This is a genomic window from Acinetobacter sp. YH12058 (assembly GCF_013419805.1).
Classification (GTDB): domain Bacteria; phylum Pseudomonadota; class Gammaproteobacteria; order Pseudomonadales; family Moraxellaceae; genus Acinetobacter; species Acinetobacter towneri.
The window spans coordinates 24,475-42,952 of sequence record NZ_VOZL01000018.1 but is presented as its reverse complement, the minus strand read 5'-3'; the positions used below and the strand labels follow the sequence as shown (position 1 = coordinate 42,952).

General features: G+C 41.7%; 12 protein-coding genes. 7 read left to right on the top strand and 5 right to left on the bottom strand.

Translation table 11 applies throughout. From position 1 onward, the window contains the following. Window positions 1-5 precede the first annotated feature (5 nt). Window positions 6-1,412: a hypothetical protein gene (locus FTU09_RS10720; protein ID WP_180080271.1), complete on the top strand. Its 1,407-nt coding sequence runs from the start codon at window positions 6-8 to the stop codon at window positions 1,410-1,412. A 58-nt stretch (window positions 1,413-1,470) separates the two neighbouring features. On the opposite strand, the gene FTU09_RS10715 is transcribed toward FTU09_RS10720, so the two are convergent. The 4 genes from FTU09_RS10715 to FTU09_RS10700 all read right to left on the bottom strand — a co-directional run bounded on the left by FTU09_RS10715 (window position 1,471) and on the right by FTU09_RS10700 (window position 8,305). Continuing rightward, entirely contained in the window at window positions 1,471-3,186 is a 1,716-nt protein-coding gene (locus FTU09_RS10715; protein ID WP_167846167.1) for a proline--tRNA ligase, read from the bottom strand. Window positions 3,187-3,309: 123 nt separating this feature from the next. Next, complete coding sequence (locus tag FTU09_RS10710; protein WP_180080268.1) at window positions 3,310-6,414, bottom strand: efflux RND transporter permease subunit; 3,105 nt, start codon at window positions 6,412-6,414, stop codon at window positions 3,310-3,312. A gap of 63 nt (window positions 6,415-6,477) precedes the next feature. After that, complete coding sequence (locus FTU09_RS10705; protein ID WP_180080264.1) at window positions 6,478-7,611, bottom strand: efflux RND transporter periplasmic adaptor subunit; 1,134 nt, start codon at window positions 7,609-7,611, stop codon at window positions 6,478-6,480. Between the two features lie 49 nt (window positions 7,612-7,660). Next, window positions 7,661-8,305: a hypothetical protein gene (locus FTU09_RS10700; RefSeq protein WP_180080262.1), complete on the bottom strand. Its 645-nt coding sequence runs from the start codon at window positions 8,303-8,305 to the stop codon at window positions 7,661-7,663. A gap of 275 nt (window positions 8,306-8,580) precedes the next feature. Here FTU09_RS10700 and pilG point away from each other — a divergent pair, with 275 nt between their 5' ends. The 6 genes from pilG to FTU09_RS10670 all read left to right on the top strand — a co-directional run bounded on the left by pilG (window position 8,581) and on the right by FTU09_RS10670 (window position 17,233). After that, complete coding sequence (pilG, locus tag FTU09_RS10695; RefSeq protein ID WP_004975524.1) at window positions 8,581-8,964, top strand: twitching motility response regulator PilG; 384 nt, start codon at window positions 8,581-8,583, stop codon at window positions 8,962-8,964. Window positions 8,965-8,996: 32 nt separating this feature from the next. Continuing rightward, window positions 8,997-9,365, top strand: a complete 369-nt coding sequence (locus FTU09_RS10690) for a PleD family two-component system response regulator (RefSeq protein ID WP_004975526.1) — start codon at window positions 8,997-8,999, stop codon at window positions 9,363-9,365. Window positions 9,366-9,368: 3 nt separating this feature from the next. Further along, window positions 9,369-9,905 (top strand): chemotaxis protein CheW, encoded by a 537-nt coding sequence (locus FTU09_RS10685; RefSeq protein WP_004975527.1) that lies wholly within the window; start codon window positions 9,369-9,371, stop codon window positions 9,903-9,905. A gap of 46 nt (window positions 9,906-9,951) precedes the next feature. Further along, entirely contained in the window at window positions 9,952-12,027 is a 2,076-nt protein-coding gene (locus FTU09_RS10680) for a methyl-accepting chemotaxis protein (protein ID WP_179988579.1), read from the top strand. A 169-nt stretch (window positions 12,028-12,196) separates the two neighbouring features. Further along, on the top strand, window positions 12,197-16,771 hold the full coding sequence (locus tag FTU09_RS10675; RefSeq protein WP_180080259.1) for an Hpt domain-containing protein: 4,575 nt from the start codon (window positions 12,197-12,199) through the stop codon (window positions 16,769-16,771). Window positions 16,772-16,774: 3 nt separating this feature from the next. Then, the gene (locus FTU09_RS10670) at window positions 16,775-17,233 is read left to right on the top strand and encodes a hypothetical protein (RefSeq protein ID WP_167846162.1); all 459 of its coding nucleotides are present in this window, start codon (window positions 16,775-16,777) and stop codon (window positions 17,231-17,233) included. An 81-nt stretch (window positions 17,234-17,314) separates the two neighbouring features. On the opposite strand, the gene dapE is transcribed toward FTU09_RS10670, so the two are convergent. Continuing rightward, complete coding sequence (gene dapE / locus FTU09_RS10665) at window positions 17,315-18,448, bottom strand: succinyl-diaminopimelate desuccinylase (protein ID WP_179988577.1); 1,134 nt, start codon at window positions 18,446-18,448, stop codon at window positions 17,315-17,317. Between the last annotated feature and the right edge of the window lie 30 nt (window positions 18,449-18,478).

The window sequence follows — 18,478 nt, the reverse complement described above, 5'->3', positions numbered from 1 at the left end:
ATAAAATGAAAAAAACAATTTTAGTTGCATCTATTTTAAGTACAGCTTTTTCATTCAATTCTGCTCAAGCGATGCAGGCTTTAAATGATGATCAGTTATCTCATGTACAAGGTCAGGCACTTTTGAACCTGATGACTGCGACAGATCAATCGCAAGGGTTAAATTTTTATAAACTAAGTGTTGATGCACTCATGGAGCTTAATGCCAACATTAAAACGCTACAATTAGGTTGTGGCGGTGTAAATAATGCGATTGGTGGTAAAGCGGGATGTGATATTGATATTTCTAATATTTCGTTAAGTGGTTTGAATGAATCCTATGATTCAACAGGTAGTCCCAAGTTTAATGGTGAACGTGCGGGTACCAGTGCACAAATTACCAATCCATTTATTGAATTTGCGATTAGTGGAAATAGTGCGTCAACACGTGAAGTGGTTGGTTTTCGCTTAGGTGCAGAAGAAATTTTAGGTCTACTGACTTTGGGTACAGATAACGTGCAAAACCCAAATGACGGGATTAAAAGTTTCAGTGGTTATATGAAAATGGCACAAACGCAAGGGCATTCATTTACTAAAGAAGCTAAATTTGGTAATGCCTCTGACCAAAAAATTAGTGGGATACTGACTGCGTTGGGGCAGGATCGTGTCTATACAAGTAAACCTGGCGCAGAAGGACATACTGGGATTACCGTTCCATCGATGCGAGCTGATTTTACGATGCCTGAAACAGTAGTGACTGGTCAGCGTATGGAATCCGCTGTAGTTACGGGTATCCGTTCAACATTAGCTTCTATTCCGCTAGCGGCAACAGAGTCTGGGACATACACTGGTGATGTAAATGGAACACCTGACTTTTCAAAAGACCAGTTATATGTCACATTTCCTCCTTTATTGTTTGGTTCTGTTGGTGATCACTCATTCTTTAAAATGAGTAAGGGTTCTACATTAGAAAATTTGAATATGGATATTACTTTTGTCCAAGCCCTAAATATGATTCACAATATTCCTCTGACAGGAACAGGTGGATATTTATCTTTACAAAGCAAGCCAGTGCAGTGGATGGGTGCAGATGAAAAAGATATTGCACAACAAGGTTGGTGGATGTCGTTTAAGGAACCAGTGCAATTAGGTTATTTGGCAACTGCGGATTTGGTAGATGTTTCTGCAGTACTACCACAGGTCGCAAAAGCATTAACTTCTGAGTTAATGCAAGATAAGCATAATGTAGATGTAAGTTTGTTAGAAGCATTAGGTTCATTGGCTGGTACACCAATCGAGCGTAAAATGAATATCGATGTTGGTAGTTACACAGGATATTACACGGGTCAACCAGCCAGATTAACACTTAATAATCAGGTTTTACAAAACCAAAATGTTACCCCTAACTGTTATGGTGGTATGAAATTCTGCTAATCCCAAATGAAAAAAATCCCGCAACTTGTGCGGGATTTTTTATACTCAGTGTTCAATCTTATTTGGCAATTTTGATGAGTAATTCTTCTTTCGTTAGGTTGCTAGATTCAGCATCACGACGACCTTTATATTCAAAAGTACCTGCATCTAAACCTTTCTCACCAATCACAATACGGTGCGGAATACCTGTAAGCTCAAGGTCAGAGAATTTCACCCCAGGACGTTCATTACGATCATCCAGTAATACATCATAACCCGCAGCTTGAAGTTCAGCATAAAGTGCTTCTGCTGCTTCTAATGTGCGAGGTGATTTATGTGCGTTCATTGGTACAATCGCAATTTCAAATGGTGCGATGGCTGCAGGCCAAATAATCCCTTTATCATCAAAATTTTGTTCAATGGCAGAGGCAACGACACGTGTTACTCCAATCCCATAGCATCCCATGGTAACAGTAAACGGTTTGCCATCTTCACCTAATACTTTGCAGCCCAACGCTTCTGAGTATTTAGTACCAAGCTGGAAGATATGACCGACTTCAATACCGCGTTTAATTTGTAGAGTTCCTTTGCCATCTGGAGATGGATCGCCCTCAACGACGTTACGTAAATCGTAAACTTCAGTATATTGCGCATCGCGTTCCCAGTTCACACCTGTTGCGTGTTGATCAACTTGGTTTGCACCTGCAACGAAGTCAGACAATATCGATGCAGCACGGTCTACAATCACTGTTATGCCTTTTTCAACCAAACCTTGTGGACCAACAAAACCAGCAGTTAAACCTAAAGCTGCAATTTGTGCATCGGTTGCAAAAGTAAGTGGTGCAGCAATCTGTGGATGCTTTTCTGCTTTAATTTCGTTGAGTTCATGGTCACCGCGCAGGAATAATGCAATCACAGGCACTTGACCTGTTTCATCTGCAATACCTTGAACCAAGAGCGCTTTGACTGATTGGTTGCTATTTGTACCTAAAAATGCAGAAACTTCCGCAATGGTTTTTTGATTTGGTGTATCTACAATGTTGAGTTCTTGCGTTGCAGCAGCACGTTCACCCACCAAAATAGCTTCAGCCATTTCAATATTGGCTGCATAATCAGATTCGGTAGAGAAGGCGATATCATCTTCACCGCTTGAAGCCAGAACGTGGAATTCATGTGAACCAGAACCACCAATAGAACCTGTATCAGCTTGTACTGGGCGGAAGTCTAAACCTAGGCGCGAGAAAATACGGCAGTAGGTGTCGTACATTACATCGTAGGTTTCTTGTAAAGAAGCTTGATCGGTATGGAAAGAATAAGCATCTTTCATAATAAATTCGCGTGAACGCATTACCCCAAAACGTGGGCGAATTTCGTCACGGAATTTAGTTTGAATTTGATAGAAGTTGATTGGCAATTGCTTATAGCTTTTTAATTCATTACGCGCCAAATCGGTAATGACTTCTTCATGTGTTGGGCCAAGTACAAAAGGATTGTCGTGGCGATCTTTAAAGCGTAGTAATTCAGGACCGTATTGCACATAACGCCCTGATTCTTCCCAAAGTGAGGCAGGCTGAGTGACAGGCATAAAAGTTTCTAAAGCACCTGCGCGATTCATTTCTTCACGAACAATGGCTTCAACTTTATTTAGCACACGCACACCCATTGGCAGCCAAGTATATAAACCTGAAGCCAATTTACGAATCATACCCGCACGTAACATCAGCTGGTGAGAAATCACCTCGGCATCGTTTGGGGTTTCTCTTAACGTAGCAAATAAAAAGCGACTCGCGCGCATGGAAACTGTCCTAAAAAGTGAAGCGTTAAATGGAGTTTTTTCAAAGCCAGATTATACAATAAAAATCGGGCTAAACTTGCGTTAAAATTTAGCCCGAGCGATTGTGTGATTTTACGTGAGATTTTAAGAAATGAGTTTACGTGTTTGGCGTAACATAAAATTCTTAAAATCGTCTAAATAAGTGAAAATGACAGGTACGACCACCAAGGTGAGTAGGGTGGATGTAATTACACCGCCAATGACTGCGTGTGCCATAGGCGCACTTTGTTCGCCGCCTTCACCCAAGCCAAGTGCGAGTGGCACCATCCCCATCACCATTGCACTGGTGGTCATTAAAATAGGGCGTAAACGGGTTTTCCCTGCAGCTATAATTGCATCATAACGTGAATCGCCCTGATCCATGGCTTTTTTAATAAAATCAATTAGTAAAATCGCATTTTTGGTGACCAATCCCATCAGCATAATAATACCGATAATAGAAAACAGGTTCATGGTCGAGTTAAAAATAAACAGTGCCAAGAATACTCCAATCAACGATAAAGGTAGGGAAGCCATAATTGCTGCGGGGTGAATGAAACTGTTGAATTGCGAACCTAAAACAATATAAATAAACACAATAGACAGGGTAATTGCAGTCAGTGCATAACCTGCAGATTCAGCCATGTCAGCATTGGCGCCTTGAGTGTCGAAGCTATAACCTGCGGGTAATTTAAAGTTATCCTGAATTTTTTGAATGTCGGCACCAATGTCACCTGCAGGACGTCCAGCAGTGTTAGCTACGACCAAAACTTCACGGGCCAAATCACGGCGGTTGATTTGCGCTGCACCTAAACTTTCTTCAAACTTCGCCACACTTGCTAGAGGCACTAAAATATTTTGTCCATTGGCATCGGTTTTTTGTGAAGTTAAATACATATTTTGCACATCGCTCGGCAAGCTACGATGGTTTTCTGTAAGGCGAACATTGACATCGTAGGTTTCGCCACGTTCATCTTGCCAAGTGGTGACATCATCCCCCGCAATCAGTGGGCGGATAATATTGGCAATTTGATTCACCGATAGCCCTAAATCGCTGGCAAGGACACGGTTAATATGAACACCTAATGTAGGTTTAGGAGCTTTTAGCGAGCTTTCTAAATCGACAATACCATTCACCTGAGCAATTTCGGTCATAAAGCGGTCAGAGATTTTTTGTAATTCTGCTAAATCAGGGCCTTTAATAGACACCATCACAGGTTTTTGCCCACCAGAAACCGTTTCATCGGCAGATGCGACAGAGGTAATGGTGATGCCTGCAATACTTTGTAGACGCTGGCGAAATTCGTTATTGAGTTCGGTCAGCGTTTGTTGACGTTCATTACGCGGGCTGACAGTTACACGCAAGTTAACATGATTTTTCCCGCGATCTGTCACGCTGTTAATGGCTCCGTAAGTCGCGCGAACTTCAGGGTGTTGACGGATGATTTGATCTACTTGTTTTAATTTTGCTTGTGAATATTCAAGTGAGGCATCCACAGGTGTTTCAAATTTAATCCGAATCTCACCTTTGTCGGGTACAGGTACAAACTCCGTACCAATCAGTTTGGATAATCCGAGTGCTGCAAATAATGAGCCCACTGTAATCAATAAGGTAATAACGCGAAATCGTAGTGCCAATTTTAAAAGTTTTTCATAATGATGGCTTAAATTGTCGAGTTTGTTAGAAATCCAGTTTAAGAAGCGTTTTACCCGTCCAGGTTTTTTATTCGGATTTGCTTTTTCTGCCCAGTGTGCAGAAAGCATTGGATCCAGCGTAAAACTGACAAACATGGAAATCAGTACGGCAGTACTGACGGTGACACCAAATTGATAGAAAAAGCGTCCGATAATCCCGCCCATAAATGCCACAGGTAAAAATACAGCCACAATGGTCAGGGTAGTTGCTAAAACCGCCAAGCCAATTTCTTTAGTACCATCCAAAGCAGCCGTGACATGGTCTTTACCCATATCTGCATGACGCACGATATTTTCACGTACCACAATTGCATCATCAATCAATAAGCCAATACTGAGCGAGAGCGCCAGTAAGGTCATCATGTTGATGGTAAAGCCAAATGCCCAAATAAAGGTGAGTGTGCCGAGTAGGGCGATTGGCAGGGTCAATCCTGTAATGGCGGTAGAACGGAATGAACCAAGAAACAACAGTACAATCAGGACTGCCAGAATCGCACCCTCAATAATGGTGCGCGCTACATCACGGATACTGCCACGAATCCCTTTAGAAGAATCCACCACGACCTTTGCAGTCATGCCTACAGGTAGTTGGGTCTGAATACGTTCTAAGGTTTTGTAGGTGTTATCAACCACTTCAATAACATTAGAGTCTGAACTACGCAAGATATCGACAGCAACCGCAGTTTGCCCATTTAAAAATGCACTGGTTTCCAGCTCTGCCTGACTGTCTTGAATTGTGGCAACTTGTTTTAAAAAGATTGGCGCACCATTTTTATTGGCAATAATTAAATCGCCAAAAGCCAGAGGATGAATGACTTTGGATTGGATTTCGACCACCAATTCACTATTGGCTTGTTTGAGTGTGCCGCCAGGTACTTCAATATTTTCAGCTTTGAGCGTGTTGATGACCTGATCCACACCCAGTCCAAAACTCATTAACTTTTGTGGATCTACCTCAATCCGAATTTGTCGCTGTGCATCACCCAATAAATTAACAGTTCCGACACCAGACACAGTGCGCAGTTGCGGTACAACTTGTTGATCTAAATAGGAACTTAAATCACGCAAAGACATTTGTGAGGATTCAAACACAATCGACATGACTGCATTGGCAGTTGGGTCGTAGCGCTCCACCACAGGGTCTTGAATTTCATCTCGAAAGCCTGCACTGACAGACGAAATTGTATCGCGTACATCTTGTGCCGCCACTGCCGAAGGAACATCTAAATTAAACTCGGCAATAATAGTAGATAGCCCTTCACTGGATTGTGAAACCAGTTGTTTGAGTCCAGAAATGGTGTTGATCTGATCTTCCATTTTCTTGGTGATTTCAGATTCAACTGTTTCAGGTGATGCACCCGGATAACTGGTATAAACCACTACAAACGGAAAATCGACGTCAGGAAATTCTTCCACGCCCATACGTTGCCATGAAGCCAAGCCAAGCACCATTAGACAAAACATCATCATGATGGTAAAAACGGGATACTTGACGCTAACTCGGGTAAACCACATAACAACGATCCTGATTTTTTATTTATTGGACATCTGCACTACTGCATTGAGATGAAATTCAATTTATTGAGGGTTATTTTGAATGATCACCTGCTGCTGAATTTGATCGGGATTGAACACCACTCGACTGACTAGATCACTGCTCTGTAAGCCTTGAATCACAGCAGTATTGTCACTATAGCGCTGTTCTAAAACTGTGATATCCACGCGGGCAATTTTTTGATCTCGAATCACCCAAACATAAGGTTTGTTTTGGATATCGTGAATGGTATTGAGTGGGATGATTTGCCCTGAAATTGTCGTGTTCGCTAAAATATAACCATCCACAAATGCCCCAATACTTAAAGAGGGAAGACGATCAAGCGGGGTTGCAAAAAACTCAATTTGACGACTGGCTAAATCTGCCACTGGGGAAACGCGGCTAATTTGTGCATTAAATGTGTTTGCTTGCCCTTGGAGTTGATATTCAATTTTTTGACCAATTTTGAGTGCGGCTTGTAAGTCGCTTGGTAATTTGGCTTGAATTTCTAATTGGTTCGGATCGACGACTTCAAATAAGGTTTGTCCTGCAGCCACAGTTTGCCCAGGCTCAACCTGACGTTGGGTAATGACACCGTGAATTGGACTGGTAATCGTGCCATCCTGATCGGCTTTTAGTGCAATATCGACATTGGCTTGTTGGGCGCGTACATTTTCCATTTGCGCACGATAATCTAACTGACTTTGCTCATATTCCACTTGTGAAATAAAACCCTGATCGAGCAAACGTTTTTTTCGTTGCATCATGTTGTGGGCTTGGTTGGCTTGCGCTTGCGTTGCAGCTAAATTGGCGCGAGCTTGTGCTAAACGCGCAGCATTATCCTGATTATTTAAGCGTAGCAAGGTTTGACCACGTTGTACGCTATCGCCCACTTTGACATAGACTGAAGTTGCTGTGGCAGTCACCTGTGCTTGAATACTACTTTGATTGACTGCACGCACTGTGCCTGTAAAGGCAGTTTTACTGATTGCGCTGCCTTGTTGTGGTGTCACTAAATCTTGCTGAATGAGTTCAATTTTTTCTGATACTGTTGTTTTATTTTCAGTTTCTGTTTTTTGGCAGGCACTCAGCAAAATACATAAGCCGATTGCACCAATACGAAAAATGGGTAAATGCTGCCGATTAAACCTAACTGCGATACGCTGTGCAATGTGCATGCATATTTGTCCTTATTGATTGCCAAAATGACAAGGTAATTCAAATCAACTATTCAAGTGCTTTTAAGCGAGTAATAATTCTGTCGTATTCTGCTTGTGTATTTCGATAGCTTGTTTGTAAAGATTGAATCATATCTTTTTTAAGCTCGATGTTTTTTAAGTTATTGTCCAAATTGGTTTTTAGTTGTGCAGGCACAGGTTTGACCTTGCGTAAATATTCCATTTCTTGACGTTTAAAAGTAATACGGTCATTTTGCAGCTGTTTGAGTTGTTCTTGTTGGAAAATAATTTGCTTTTTAATATGCGCTAAAGCGTTATTACGTTTAGTGATTGCGGTTTGACTATTGGTATAGGCGTTTTTCAAACGCTGATCAGATTCCATTTGATACGCTTGAGCAGCACGTTGTGGGGCTTTTTTAATATCCATTTCAGTGTTGTATGGACGTGCGCGCTGAATTACTTGCATGTTACGGTCTAATGCTTCATAGCCATGACGAATATGATTAGGTGTCACATTACTACTAATATTTGCAACGCCATGTTGATCATAATAGCGATACCACACCGCTTTGTTCTGGCTGTCAGCCATGAGTGGGGCAGAGGACAAGAGCAGTAAAGCAAGCATGCCCAATTTAAGTGACTGCTTATTTTGTTTTAATTTGACAGCGAGTGATTTTGCAAAAAAAGTGCTCACGTTGTCCCCCACAATAAAGTTGACTAAATTACTTAAATTACACGTAATAATAGTGTTATATTAGATCAAAATTAGGAATTAAAAAAATACAACCGATAAAAAATATCAATGGTCACACGAAAGTGTGAGCGGTTTGGTGATAATGGTGTAAAAGTGTAGATTTACACTAAATATGTTCATTGAAACTACAAGTAAAGATATGTTAAAAATACGATCAATGTGTAAGATTTTTCTACTCAGTTGCTTGTACAAACAAAAATGGGAAGGGTCATTGAATGGACGATAAATTCCAAAATCTAAAAGTCATGGTGATTGATGATTCAAAAACCATTCGCCGTACAGCTGAAACACTTCTGCAGCGTGAAGGTTGTGAAGTGGTTACCGCAGTTGATGGATTTGAAGCTTTATCCAAAATTGCAGAATCAAATCCAGATATCGTATTCGTAGATATTATGATGCCACGCCTAGATGGTTACCAAACGTGTGCCTTAATTAAAAACTCGCAAAACTACCAAAACATTCCTGTCATTATGCTATCAAGTAAAGATGGTTTATTTGACCAAGCTAAAGGACGTGTCGTGGGTTCTGATGAGTATCTGACTAAACCATTTAGTAAAGATGAATTATTAAACGCCATTCGTAACCACGTGACCGCATAATTATTAGTTAGTTAGATTTATTGGGGAAAATAATGGCTCGTATTCTTATTGTAGATGATTCACCTACAGAAACATTCCGCTTTAGAGAAATCTTGACCAAGCATGGTTTTGAAGTCATTGAAGCAGCGAATGGTGCAGATGGCGTGACCATGGCGCAAGCTGAATTACCAGATTTAGTATTAATGGATGTGGTTATGCCAGGCGTGAATGGCTTTCAGGCAACACGTCAAATTTCGCGTGGTGACACCACCAAACACATTCCAATTGTAATTGTGAGTACCAAAGATCAGGCAACTGATCGTGTTTGGGGAAAACGCCAAGGTGCAAGCGATTACTTAACTAAGCCTGTTGACGAAAAACAATTAATTGATGTGATTAATCAACACCTTAATGCAGGATAAGCTATGGCTGCAAATGGTTTTATTGAATTGCTTCGGTTATCTAAACGTGGAAACAAAAACTACGTTAGTACCGAAAATGAGGTAAACCGCTGGTCAGGCATTGCTTTTGAGATGATGGGGCAATATTTCGTTGCTCCATTAGGAGAAGTTTCTGAGGTTATTTATCCACCGAAATATACGCCAGTGCCAAATACCCAACCTTGGGTAGTAGGTTTAGCGAATATTCGCGGAAGATTACTTTCAGTTTCAGATTTGGCACATTATGTTTCTGGGCAAAGCAGCCAATATTCACCTACTCAAAAAGTAATGTGTATTAGTCATAATGACCATTATGTCGGTTTAGTTGTAGATCAAGTTTTGGGTATACAGCACTTTAATAAGAAAAGTTTCTTTTCTAAACACAATGATTTAGATAGTAATTTACAAGAATATTGTCAGGGGTATTTTCACCAACATAACCAACAATGGCATGTTTTCTTATTTAGTCGTTTATTGCAAAACCCAAAATACATGAACGCATCTATAAAATTTATAAATTAACTGTCGCGCACCTAAAAAATGAAGGCGTCAATCGGGGAGAAGCTGCATGGGCTTTAAACTTAAAAAGAAAAATTCAGGCGAAGAAACCGTCCGTAAAGCAAGTGGTCCAGGTTTTTTTGCAAAATTACAGGCGCGAACAGAAGAGTTTGCGAGTGTATTTGGCGAAACAGAAAAATCTAAGCCACTTATTTTAGGCGCAGCTTTTTGTATCATCTTATCGCTTTTCCTGTTGTTATACCTTTTTTATAGCGTGCCGCGTAATAACGATTTTACCCGTAGTTTGGGTGATTTACGTCTGTTGTCACAAACCATTTCACGTCAAGCAACCGAAGCGACTGCATCAGGTACGCCTGAATCTATTAAAAACTTAACAGATTCACAAAAAGCCTTTGCTGCTCACTTAGAAACAGTGAAGGATATTCATGCCAGCACAGATACACTGCGTGAAGTGGAAACACAGTGGAAATCGGTTTCTGAAAATATTGATTTGATTGCTTCGCAACAAAAAATCATTAACCAACTCTATGACACCAACATTGCAATTGGTGAAACCATTCCGGGTATTCAGGCTGAATATAACTTGATGGTTGACCAAATGGCACGTCAAGACATGCCAAGTAGCCAGGTGGTTATTGCAAAGAACCAAGTATTCATTGCAGAACGTATTTTACGTTCAATCAGTTCTGTATTAACAGGTACAGACAGTTCACGTGAATCTGCAGATGACTTTAGTGCCGATACCGAAACGTTTGGTGCTTACTTGGCAGCACAGTTAAATGGTAGTGCGGAACTTGGTGTACAACGTATTACTCAAGAAGATTTACGTAGTTCATTAGAAGGTATTCAAGCAGAATATGAAGATGTATTGAAATCTGCTGCTGCAACAGTTTTAAATAACTCAACACAAATTGTAAAAGTACGTCAGGCATCATCTTCTATTTTTGATCAGTCAGATAAGCTTTTAACCAATTTAAATAAATTGTCTAGCGGTTCAGGTTGGTCTATTGCAATTCCTGCAATTGGCTTAATTGCAGCATTACTTGCGTTCTTATTCTGTGTATTCAAACTCTTGAACTTACGTGGTGAAGCCGATAAAACTCGCGTGGTTCGTCTACAAGATGAATATGACCGTAACCAGAACGCGATTTTACGTTTACTCGATGAGATTGCCGACCTTGCAGATGGTGACTTACGTTCATACGCAACAGTATCGGAAGACTTCACGGGTGCAATTGCCGACTCGATTAACTTCGCAATTGACCAATTACGTGACCTTGTATCGCGTATTCACGAAACATCGCACGAAGTTGCACAATATACGGCAACCACACAGAACATTACCAACCAGCTTGCTGAAGCATCTGAGCATCAGGCGCAAGAAATTGCAGGTGCATCTGCCGCAATTAACGAAATGGCAATGTCGATTGACCAAGTATCTGCCAACGCTGAAGAATCAGCAGCGGTAGCAGAACGTTCAGTACATATTGCATCGAATGGTGCAGACGTTGTAAACCGTTCAATTGAAGGTATGGATATCATTCGTGAGCAGATTCAAGAAACCTCTAAACGTATTAAGCGTTTGGGTGAATCTTCACAAGAGATTGGTAACATCGTTGCCTTGATTAACGATATTGCCGACCAAACTAACATCTTGGCATTAAACGCAGCAATTCAGGCGTCTATGGCGGGTGAAGCAGGTCGTGGTTTCGCAGTCGTAGCCGACGAGGTACAGCGTCTAGCGGAACGTTCAGCATCTGCAACCAAGCAGATTGAAACACTGGTTAAAACCATTCAGACCGATACCAACGAAGCCGTAATTTCGATGGAACAAACCACATCGGAAGTTGTACGTGGTGCGAACTTATCTAAGGATGCGGGTGTTGCACTGGATGAAATTCAAACGGTATCGACCAACCTTGCGAAATTGATTTCTAACATTTCGGATGCTGCAAAACTTCAGTCTGCTTCTGCAGGTCACATTGCAACCACGATGAACGTTGTACAGGAAATTACCTCGCAAACGACCAGTGCAACTTTCGATACTGCACGTTCGGTATCTGAGTTGGCCAACATGGCAGAATCATTACGTGAATCTGTAACTGACTTTAAACTACCTGAATAAGCGGGATTCCAGCTTGGGGAAAGGTGTACCTATACACTGTTATGGGTACACCATCATTCAGAGATAAAGCATCGCAAAGATGAACTTAACTTTTGGGTTAGGGGCATTCAGGATGGTTACAATTAAGTTGAAGTGCCTTTTGGTGCTGAAAACGTAAGAAGCCTTAGCTATGAAAGAAATATTAAAAAATTTAGTCGAAACAATGACGCTTCCTGAAGATAGTTATCTTGAGCAAGATGCGGAAATTCTTGAAATTTTTGTCGAAGAAATTGAAGAAATCTTCGAAGAATTAAATCCATTATTTACAACTTGGTTTGCGAACCCAACAGATCAAGAAACTTTAGTAACTATTCGTCGTCACTTTCACACTTTAAAAGGCTCGGGTCGCATGGTGGGTGCGAAGTCTGCGGGCGAGTTGGCATGGACGGTTGAAGATACTTTAAACCGTGTGCTTTCGGGTGCGGTAACACTCAATACTGATATTCAAAAATACGCAAAAACTGTTTTAAATATTTATCAATACAAGCTTTATCCAATTTTTAAGCAAGTCGGTTTAATTGATCTTGATTTACGCCCATTGGTGCTTTTAGGACAACAATTACAGCAAAACCAAAGTCCTGAACCTGCATTGGAAGAGTTGCTGGTTTTAGCAGATCAACTGACTGCCACTGATATGCCGACAGGACTAGAATTGACGGATGCTGCAGTTGAAACAGCAGCTGTCGCAGCAGTTGAATCATCTGAAGATGTAATGACTGCTGAAGAAATGCCGCAGACAGAAGTTGCACAAGAAGAGGCTGCTGATGCGAGTCTATTGGCTGAAACTCTGGCTATTTTTGTAGAAGAAGCTGAAGAGCATTTAGCGACCATTGATCAGTTCTTGGCACAAGATCAGATTTACTCACAAGACTATAATGGCTTAATCCGTGCATTACATACACTGCGCGGCAGTTCGTCTATGGCGCAAATTGATCAAGTTTTTCAAGCCAGTTCTAAAGTTGAAAACTTGTTTAAAGCGTTTGTACAAGATGAAATTGAATCTACATCAAAAGAAACTGCGCTGTTGGTGCAATATGCAGAATTTGTCCGGGATTATCTGCATGTACTTCGTCAAGGTCACTGTGATGGTTTAGATGTAATCTATGCAACTTTTAATAAAGCATGGGATAGCTACGGCTTTAGCACCAGCGATACAGAAGACTCTAATCCTCAAGGTTTAGTATCGAAGCTAATCGAACTGAATATTGATCGTTTACTTGATGCCGAATTTGAATTTGATAAATTGGCGCAAGCGCAATTCCCAAGCTATTTAGAAGAACTCAGCGCACAAGCGCAATTGTTGGTAGAGCATACCGATAACCGTGCGTCTGTGGGTATTCATCAATTTACTGAAGAACTTAAAGCTGCTTACGACAGTGTTTTAGCCAAACCAATTCTGCTTAACTCTGAATATGGTTATGAGTTATTTGCACAGGCACACCAAGAGTTTATTCATTTATTCGATACCTTGGCTGCGGGACAGCGTGTTACGGTTACAGAAGACATTCAGAAAACCTTAAATGACTTAACTGCATTTGTGCAGCAAGACATTGATGCAATTGCACTTGAAGATGCTGAAACATCAGTGAGCGACAATGCTGTAGAAACAACAGTTGTTGCAGAACCTGAAGCGGTGCCTGCTGCAGTTGCTAGCGAAAATTCGGGCACAGTGAATTTGGCGCAATTGTCACAACGTATTGCATCAGATCAACAAAACATGCATGCCGATGATGCCAACAAAGACTTCGATCCTGACTTGCTGGATATCTTCTTGGAAGAAGCAGAAGAGCTTTTGGTGGGTATGGATGAAGATGTCAATACTTGGTCAAAAGACGCCAGCGATACTTCGGCTTTAAACAACTTAATGCGTTATTTGCACACTTTAAAAGGTGGTGCAAATATGATTTCTGCGACGCATATTGGTTTAATTGCACACAACCTTGAGTCGATTTACGAGCGTATCATTAACAACCAAATTGTTGTTTCACCTGCGTTAATTCAAATTATTCGTTTGGTGCAAGATGATATTGCAGACCGTATTCAGACCATTCGTGATGAGCGTGTGGACTATGCTGCGCCAGAGTCGATTGCAATTTTAGGCAACATTGTTAGCTTGGCACAAGGCGATGCAGATGTGTCAGTTGCAAGTGCGACAACCGCAGCGCAGCCTGAACAGACTATTGACGCAGTAGAAGAGGTTGATGCACAGCCTGAGTTGGCGGTAGAAGCGTTGCAAGATACAACTGCAGATTTAGCTGAAGATGACGCAGTTATTGCTGATGATGCACATTTTGAAGACGCTGCTGCTGCGGAATTTGAGCCGATCACAGAAACTGTAAGTCTTGAAGCAAGTGCTGAATCTGAAGATGAGCAATTACATTCAATTGTGGTTGAGACTTTCAGAGAAGAAGCGGAAGAAATTTTGGATGCTGCAGATCAGCGCTTGAAACAATGGTTTGAACAGCGTAGTGACCGAAGTATCTTGCTTCAATTACAACGTGCGGCGCACAGCTTAAAAGGCGGTGCACGTATGGCTGAAATTGAGTCTGTTGCGCAAATCGCCTATCAACTTGAAAGTGCCTTTGAACAGTTTGCTGTGCATCAATTTAACTCAAATGTTTATGATGCTTTATTGCAAACCACGTTGGCGTGGTTGCGTGATGCAATCTTCAAAGCAGATTACAGCAATTATGACAGCTTAAAATCTAGCTTGTCGGCGATGCAGTTTGTAGATGTATCTGCGCAATTGCCCGAGCGTTTAACGCATACCGACTTGTTATCGCCAAGCCGTAGTTATGAGTTTGTTCAGGGTGATGGTACAGAGCCACCTGCAATGTCGGGTGAGTGGGGCGAAACCACACAGCTGGATAATAGCAATGAGATGATTCGTATCTCTGCCGATTTAGTCGAGAAGATGATTGACTTGTCAGGCGAGAACTCGATTAACCGTTCACGTATTGAAATGGAGCTTGGGCAACTAGGCGGTACGTTGAATGAGATGGAATTGGCGATTAAACGTCTTGCCGATCAGTTACGCCGAATGGAAGGCGAGCTGGAATCGCAAATTATTGCCAAGCATGGTTCTGAAAACTCACGTTATGCAGACTTTGACCCATTAGAGATGGACCAATATTCATCGTTGAATCAGTTGTCTAAATCTCTGGCGGAATCTGCATCGGACTTGGTGGACTTTAAGAGCACCTTGGCTGAAAAAATTCGTGATGCCGAAGGTTTGTTATTACAACAATCACGTATTCAGGCTGAAATTCAAGAAAGCTTGATGCGTACACGCCTTGTACCATTCTCACGTTTATTGCCACGTTTACAACGTATTGTGCGTCAGACTTCATCGACCTTAAACCGTCCGACAGAACTGGTGGTTTATAACACTGAAGGTGAATTAGACCGTACCATTCTAGAGCGTTTGGTGACACCGTTTGAACACATGCTGCGCAACGCGGTCGACCATGGGATTGAAGACCCTGCACAACGTGCTGCAGCCAATAAACCTGAAGTTGGTAAAATTGAACTGAACATTACCCGTCAAGGCACAGATGTTGTGGTGACTTTTGTGGATGATGGTAAGGGTATTGATGATGCCAAGATTAAAGAAAAAGCATTGAGCTTAGGTTTAATCAAAGCCGATCAGAATTTAGATAAAAACGAAATTCTGCAATACATTTTCCACCCAGGCTTTACAACAGCACAATCGGTTACACAAATTTCAGGTCGTGGCGTTGGTTTAGACGTGGTGCAAAGTGAGATTAAGGCGCTCGGCGGTCACGTTTCTGTAGATTCAACATTAGGTCAAGGCACAACCTTTAGTATTCGTGTACCAACGACGGTTGCGGTATCCGATGCCTTAATGGTTAAAGTTGGTGATCAACAATTTGCTGTACCGTTGGCGCAAATTGACCGTATTGTACGTATTGCACCAACCACTTTGGAATCTTACTTCAACAGCAATGAAGATTTCTTCCAAATTGACAACCAGAACTACAAGTTACGTTACTTATCTGAGTTCGTTGGCAATCAGCCATTACCGCGTTTAAGCCATGTGGGTCATTCACTACCTGTTCTGTTAATTAAAGGCAGCACAGGTCAAACCATTGCTTTACTAGTCGATCAGTTGATTGGTTCGCGTGGTCAAATTGTTGTGAAACCAATTGGACAACAGTTCTCAAGCATTGGTGCAATTGCAGGCGCAACTATTTTGGGTGATGGTCAAGTTTGTTTGATTTTGGATGGTCAGAACATTGCCCGTCAAATTCTTGCAACGCAACGTACCAAACAAGCCAGCGATCAACGTGATAGCCAACGTCGTGATACGCGCCGCTTAATTATGATCGTGGATGACTCAGTCACCGTACGTAAAGTAACTTCACGTCTGCTTGAGCGTCAAGGTTATGATATCGTGACTGCTAAAGATGGTGTCGATGCCATGGAGCAGCTTGAAAACGTCAAACCTGACTTGATGTTACTGGATATTGAAATGCCACGTATGGATGGTTTTGAGGTGACTAACCTTGTGCGCCACCACGACATGCATAGCAATCTGCCGATCATCATGATTACGTCACGTACAGGTGAAAAACACCGCGAACGAGCGTTTAGCTTAGGTGTGACGCATTACATGGGGAAACCGTTCCAAGAGGCAGAATTGCTTGCCAATATTGAACAATTATTAGCAGTCAGTCAGGGGTAAACGATGAGTCAGACGAATAGTCCAAATTTACTCGGGCAAATCAGTCAGCAAGAGCTGCAACATTTAATTACCGTATCTACCGGTTTTATTGATGCTTATATTGTTGAATGTCATGGTAAACAACCGATGCTGATACCTCAAAATATTGTGTTGTCAGCGCTGGATAACGCCACTCAAGTTAAAACTGTGGAATGGCACGAATCGCAATTGCCTGTTTATGCAGTCAATGACCCAGAGAAAAAAATGGGCGTGGCACTGGTCATTGAAGGTGATGAAATGGAGCAGCGTTTTGCTTTGATGTGCAATGAAATGCCTAAAACACTGCGCTTGCGTATTTCTGAAGTGGTAGATGATGACCAACAAACCACGACTGATCCTGCGGTATTCCAATATGTCCGTATGGGTGAGCAGGTCTTTCATGTACCAAATTTACAATACATTCAAGAAAACTTGACGGCTTAAACGCAATTTTCTCCGTTGTAAAATAGAAAAGGAACTCAAATAGAGTTCCTTTTCTGCTTCATGCAACTAATCTTATTGGATTTAAGTTAGTAATCCTTCCAAAATCTGTTCATAAATTTCTGCCAATGGCTCTAAATCAGCCACATCAACATGCTCGTTAATTTGGTGAATGGTGGCATTGAGTACGCCTAATTCCAACACTTGCGCACCTGTTGGCGCAATAAAGCGACCATCAGATGTACCGCCACTGGTCGATAATTCTGTTTCAACACCTGTGACATTGCGAATGGCTTGACGTGCAGCATTAACCAATTCACCTACAGGGGTTAAAAATGGCAAACCTGAAAGCGTCCACTCGATTTCATAATCCACTTGATGGCGATCTAAAATTTCCAAGACGCGAGCTTTTAGTTCATCTGCAGTCACTTCAGTCGAATAACGGAAGTTAAAGGTCACCGTCATATTGCCAGGGACAACATTGGTCGCGCCTGTTCCTGCTTGAATATTTGAAATTTGAAATGAGGTGGCAGGGAAGTATTCATTGCCATGATCCCACACCGTTTCACAAAGTTCCGAAATCGCTTTAGACGCGGTATGAATCGGGTTAATTGCCAAGTGTGGATAAGCCACATGACCTTGTTTACCCTTTACCGTTAAGACACCATTAAGCGAACCGCGACGCCCATTTTTAATAATATCGCCTAATTTATGGGTACTTGAAGGTTCACCCACCAAACACCAAGTCATTTTTTCATGACGTGCTTCCAACGTTTCTACAACTTTTACGGTGCCGTTAATAGAGGGGCCTTCTTCATCTGAGGTGATTAAAAAGGCAATTGAGCCTTTGTGGTCAGGATGTTTGGCGACAAAGCGTTCAGAGGCAACGACCATGGCTGCCAATGCTGTTTTCATGTCGGCACTGCCACGACCATAAAGTTTGCCATCACGAATTTCAGGTACAAATGGATCGGTATTCCATGCGTCTAAATTGCCTGTCGGTACAACATCTGTATGACCTGCAAAGCAAAAGACAGGTGCTTCTGTACCTTTACGCGCCCAGAGGTTATCTACATCGTCAAAACGCATAGATTCAATCTTAAATCCAATTTTTTCTAAGCGTTCTGCCATGAGGTTTTGACAGTTGTGATCGACAGGAGTGACAGACGGTTGGCGTAAAAGCTGAAGGCTTAAATCCAGAGTAGCAGAAGAGGTCATGAGAGTTTCAGACGTTTATCAAGAGTAAGT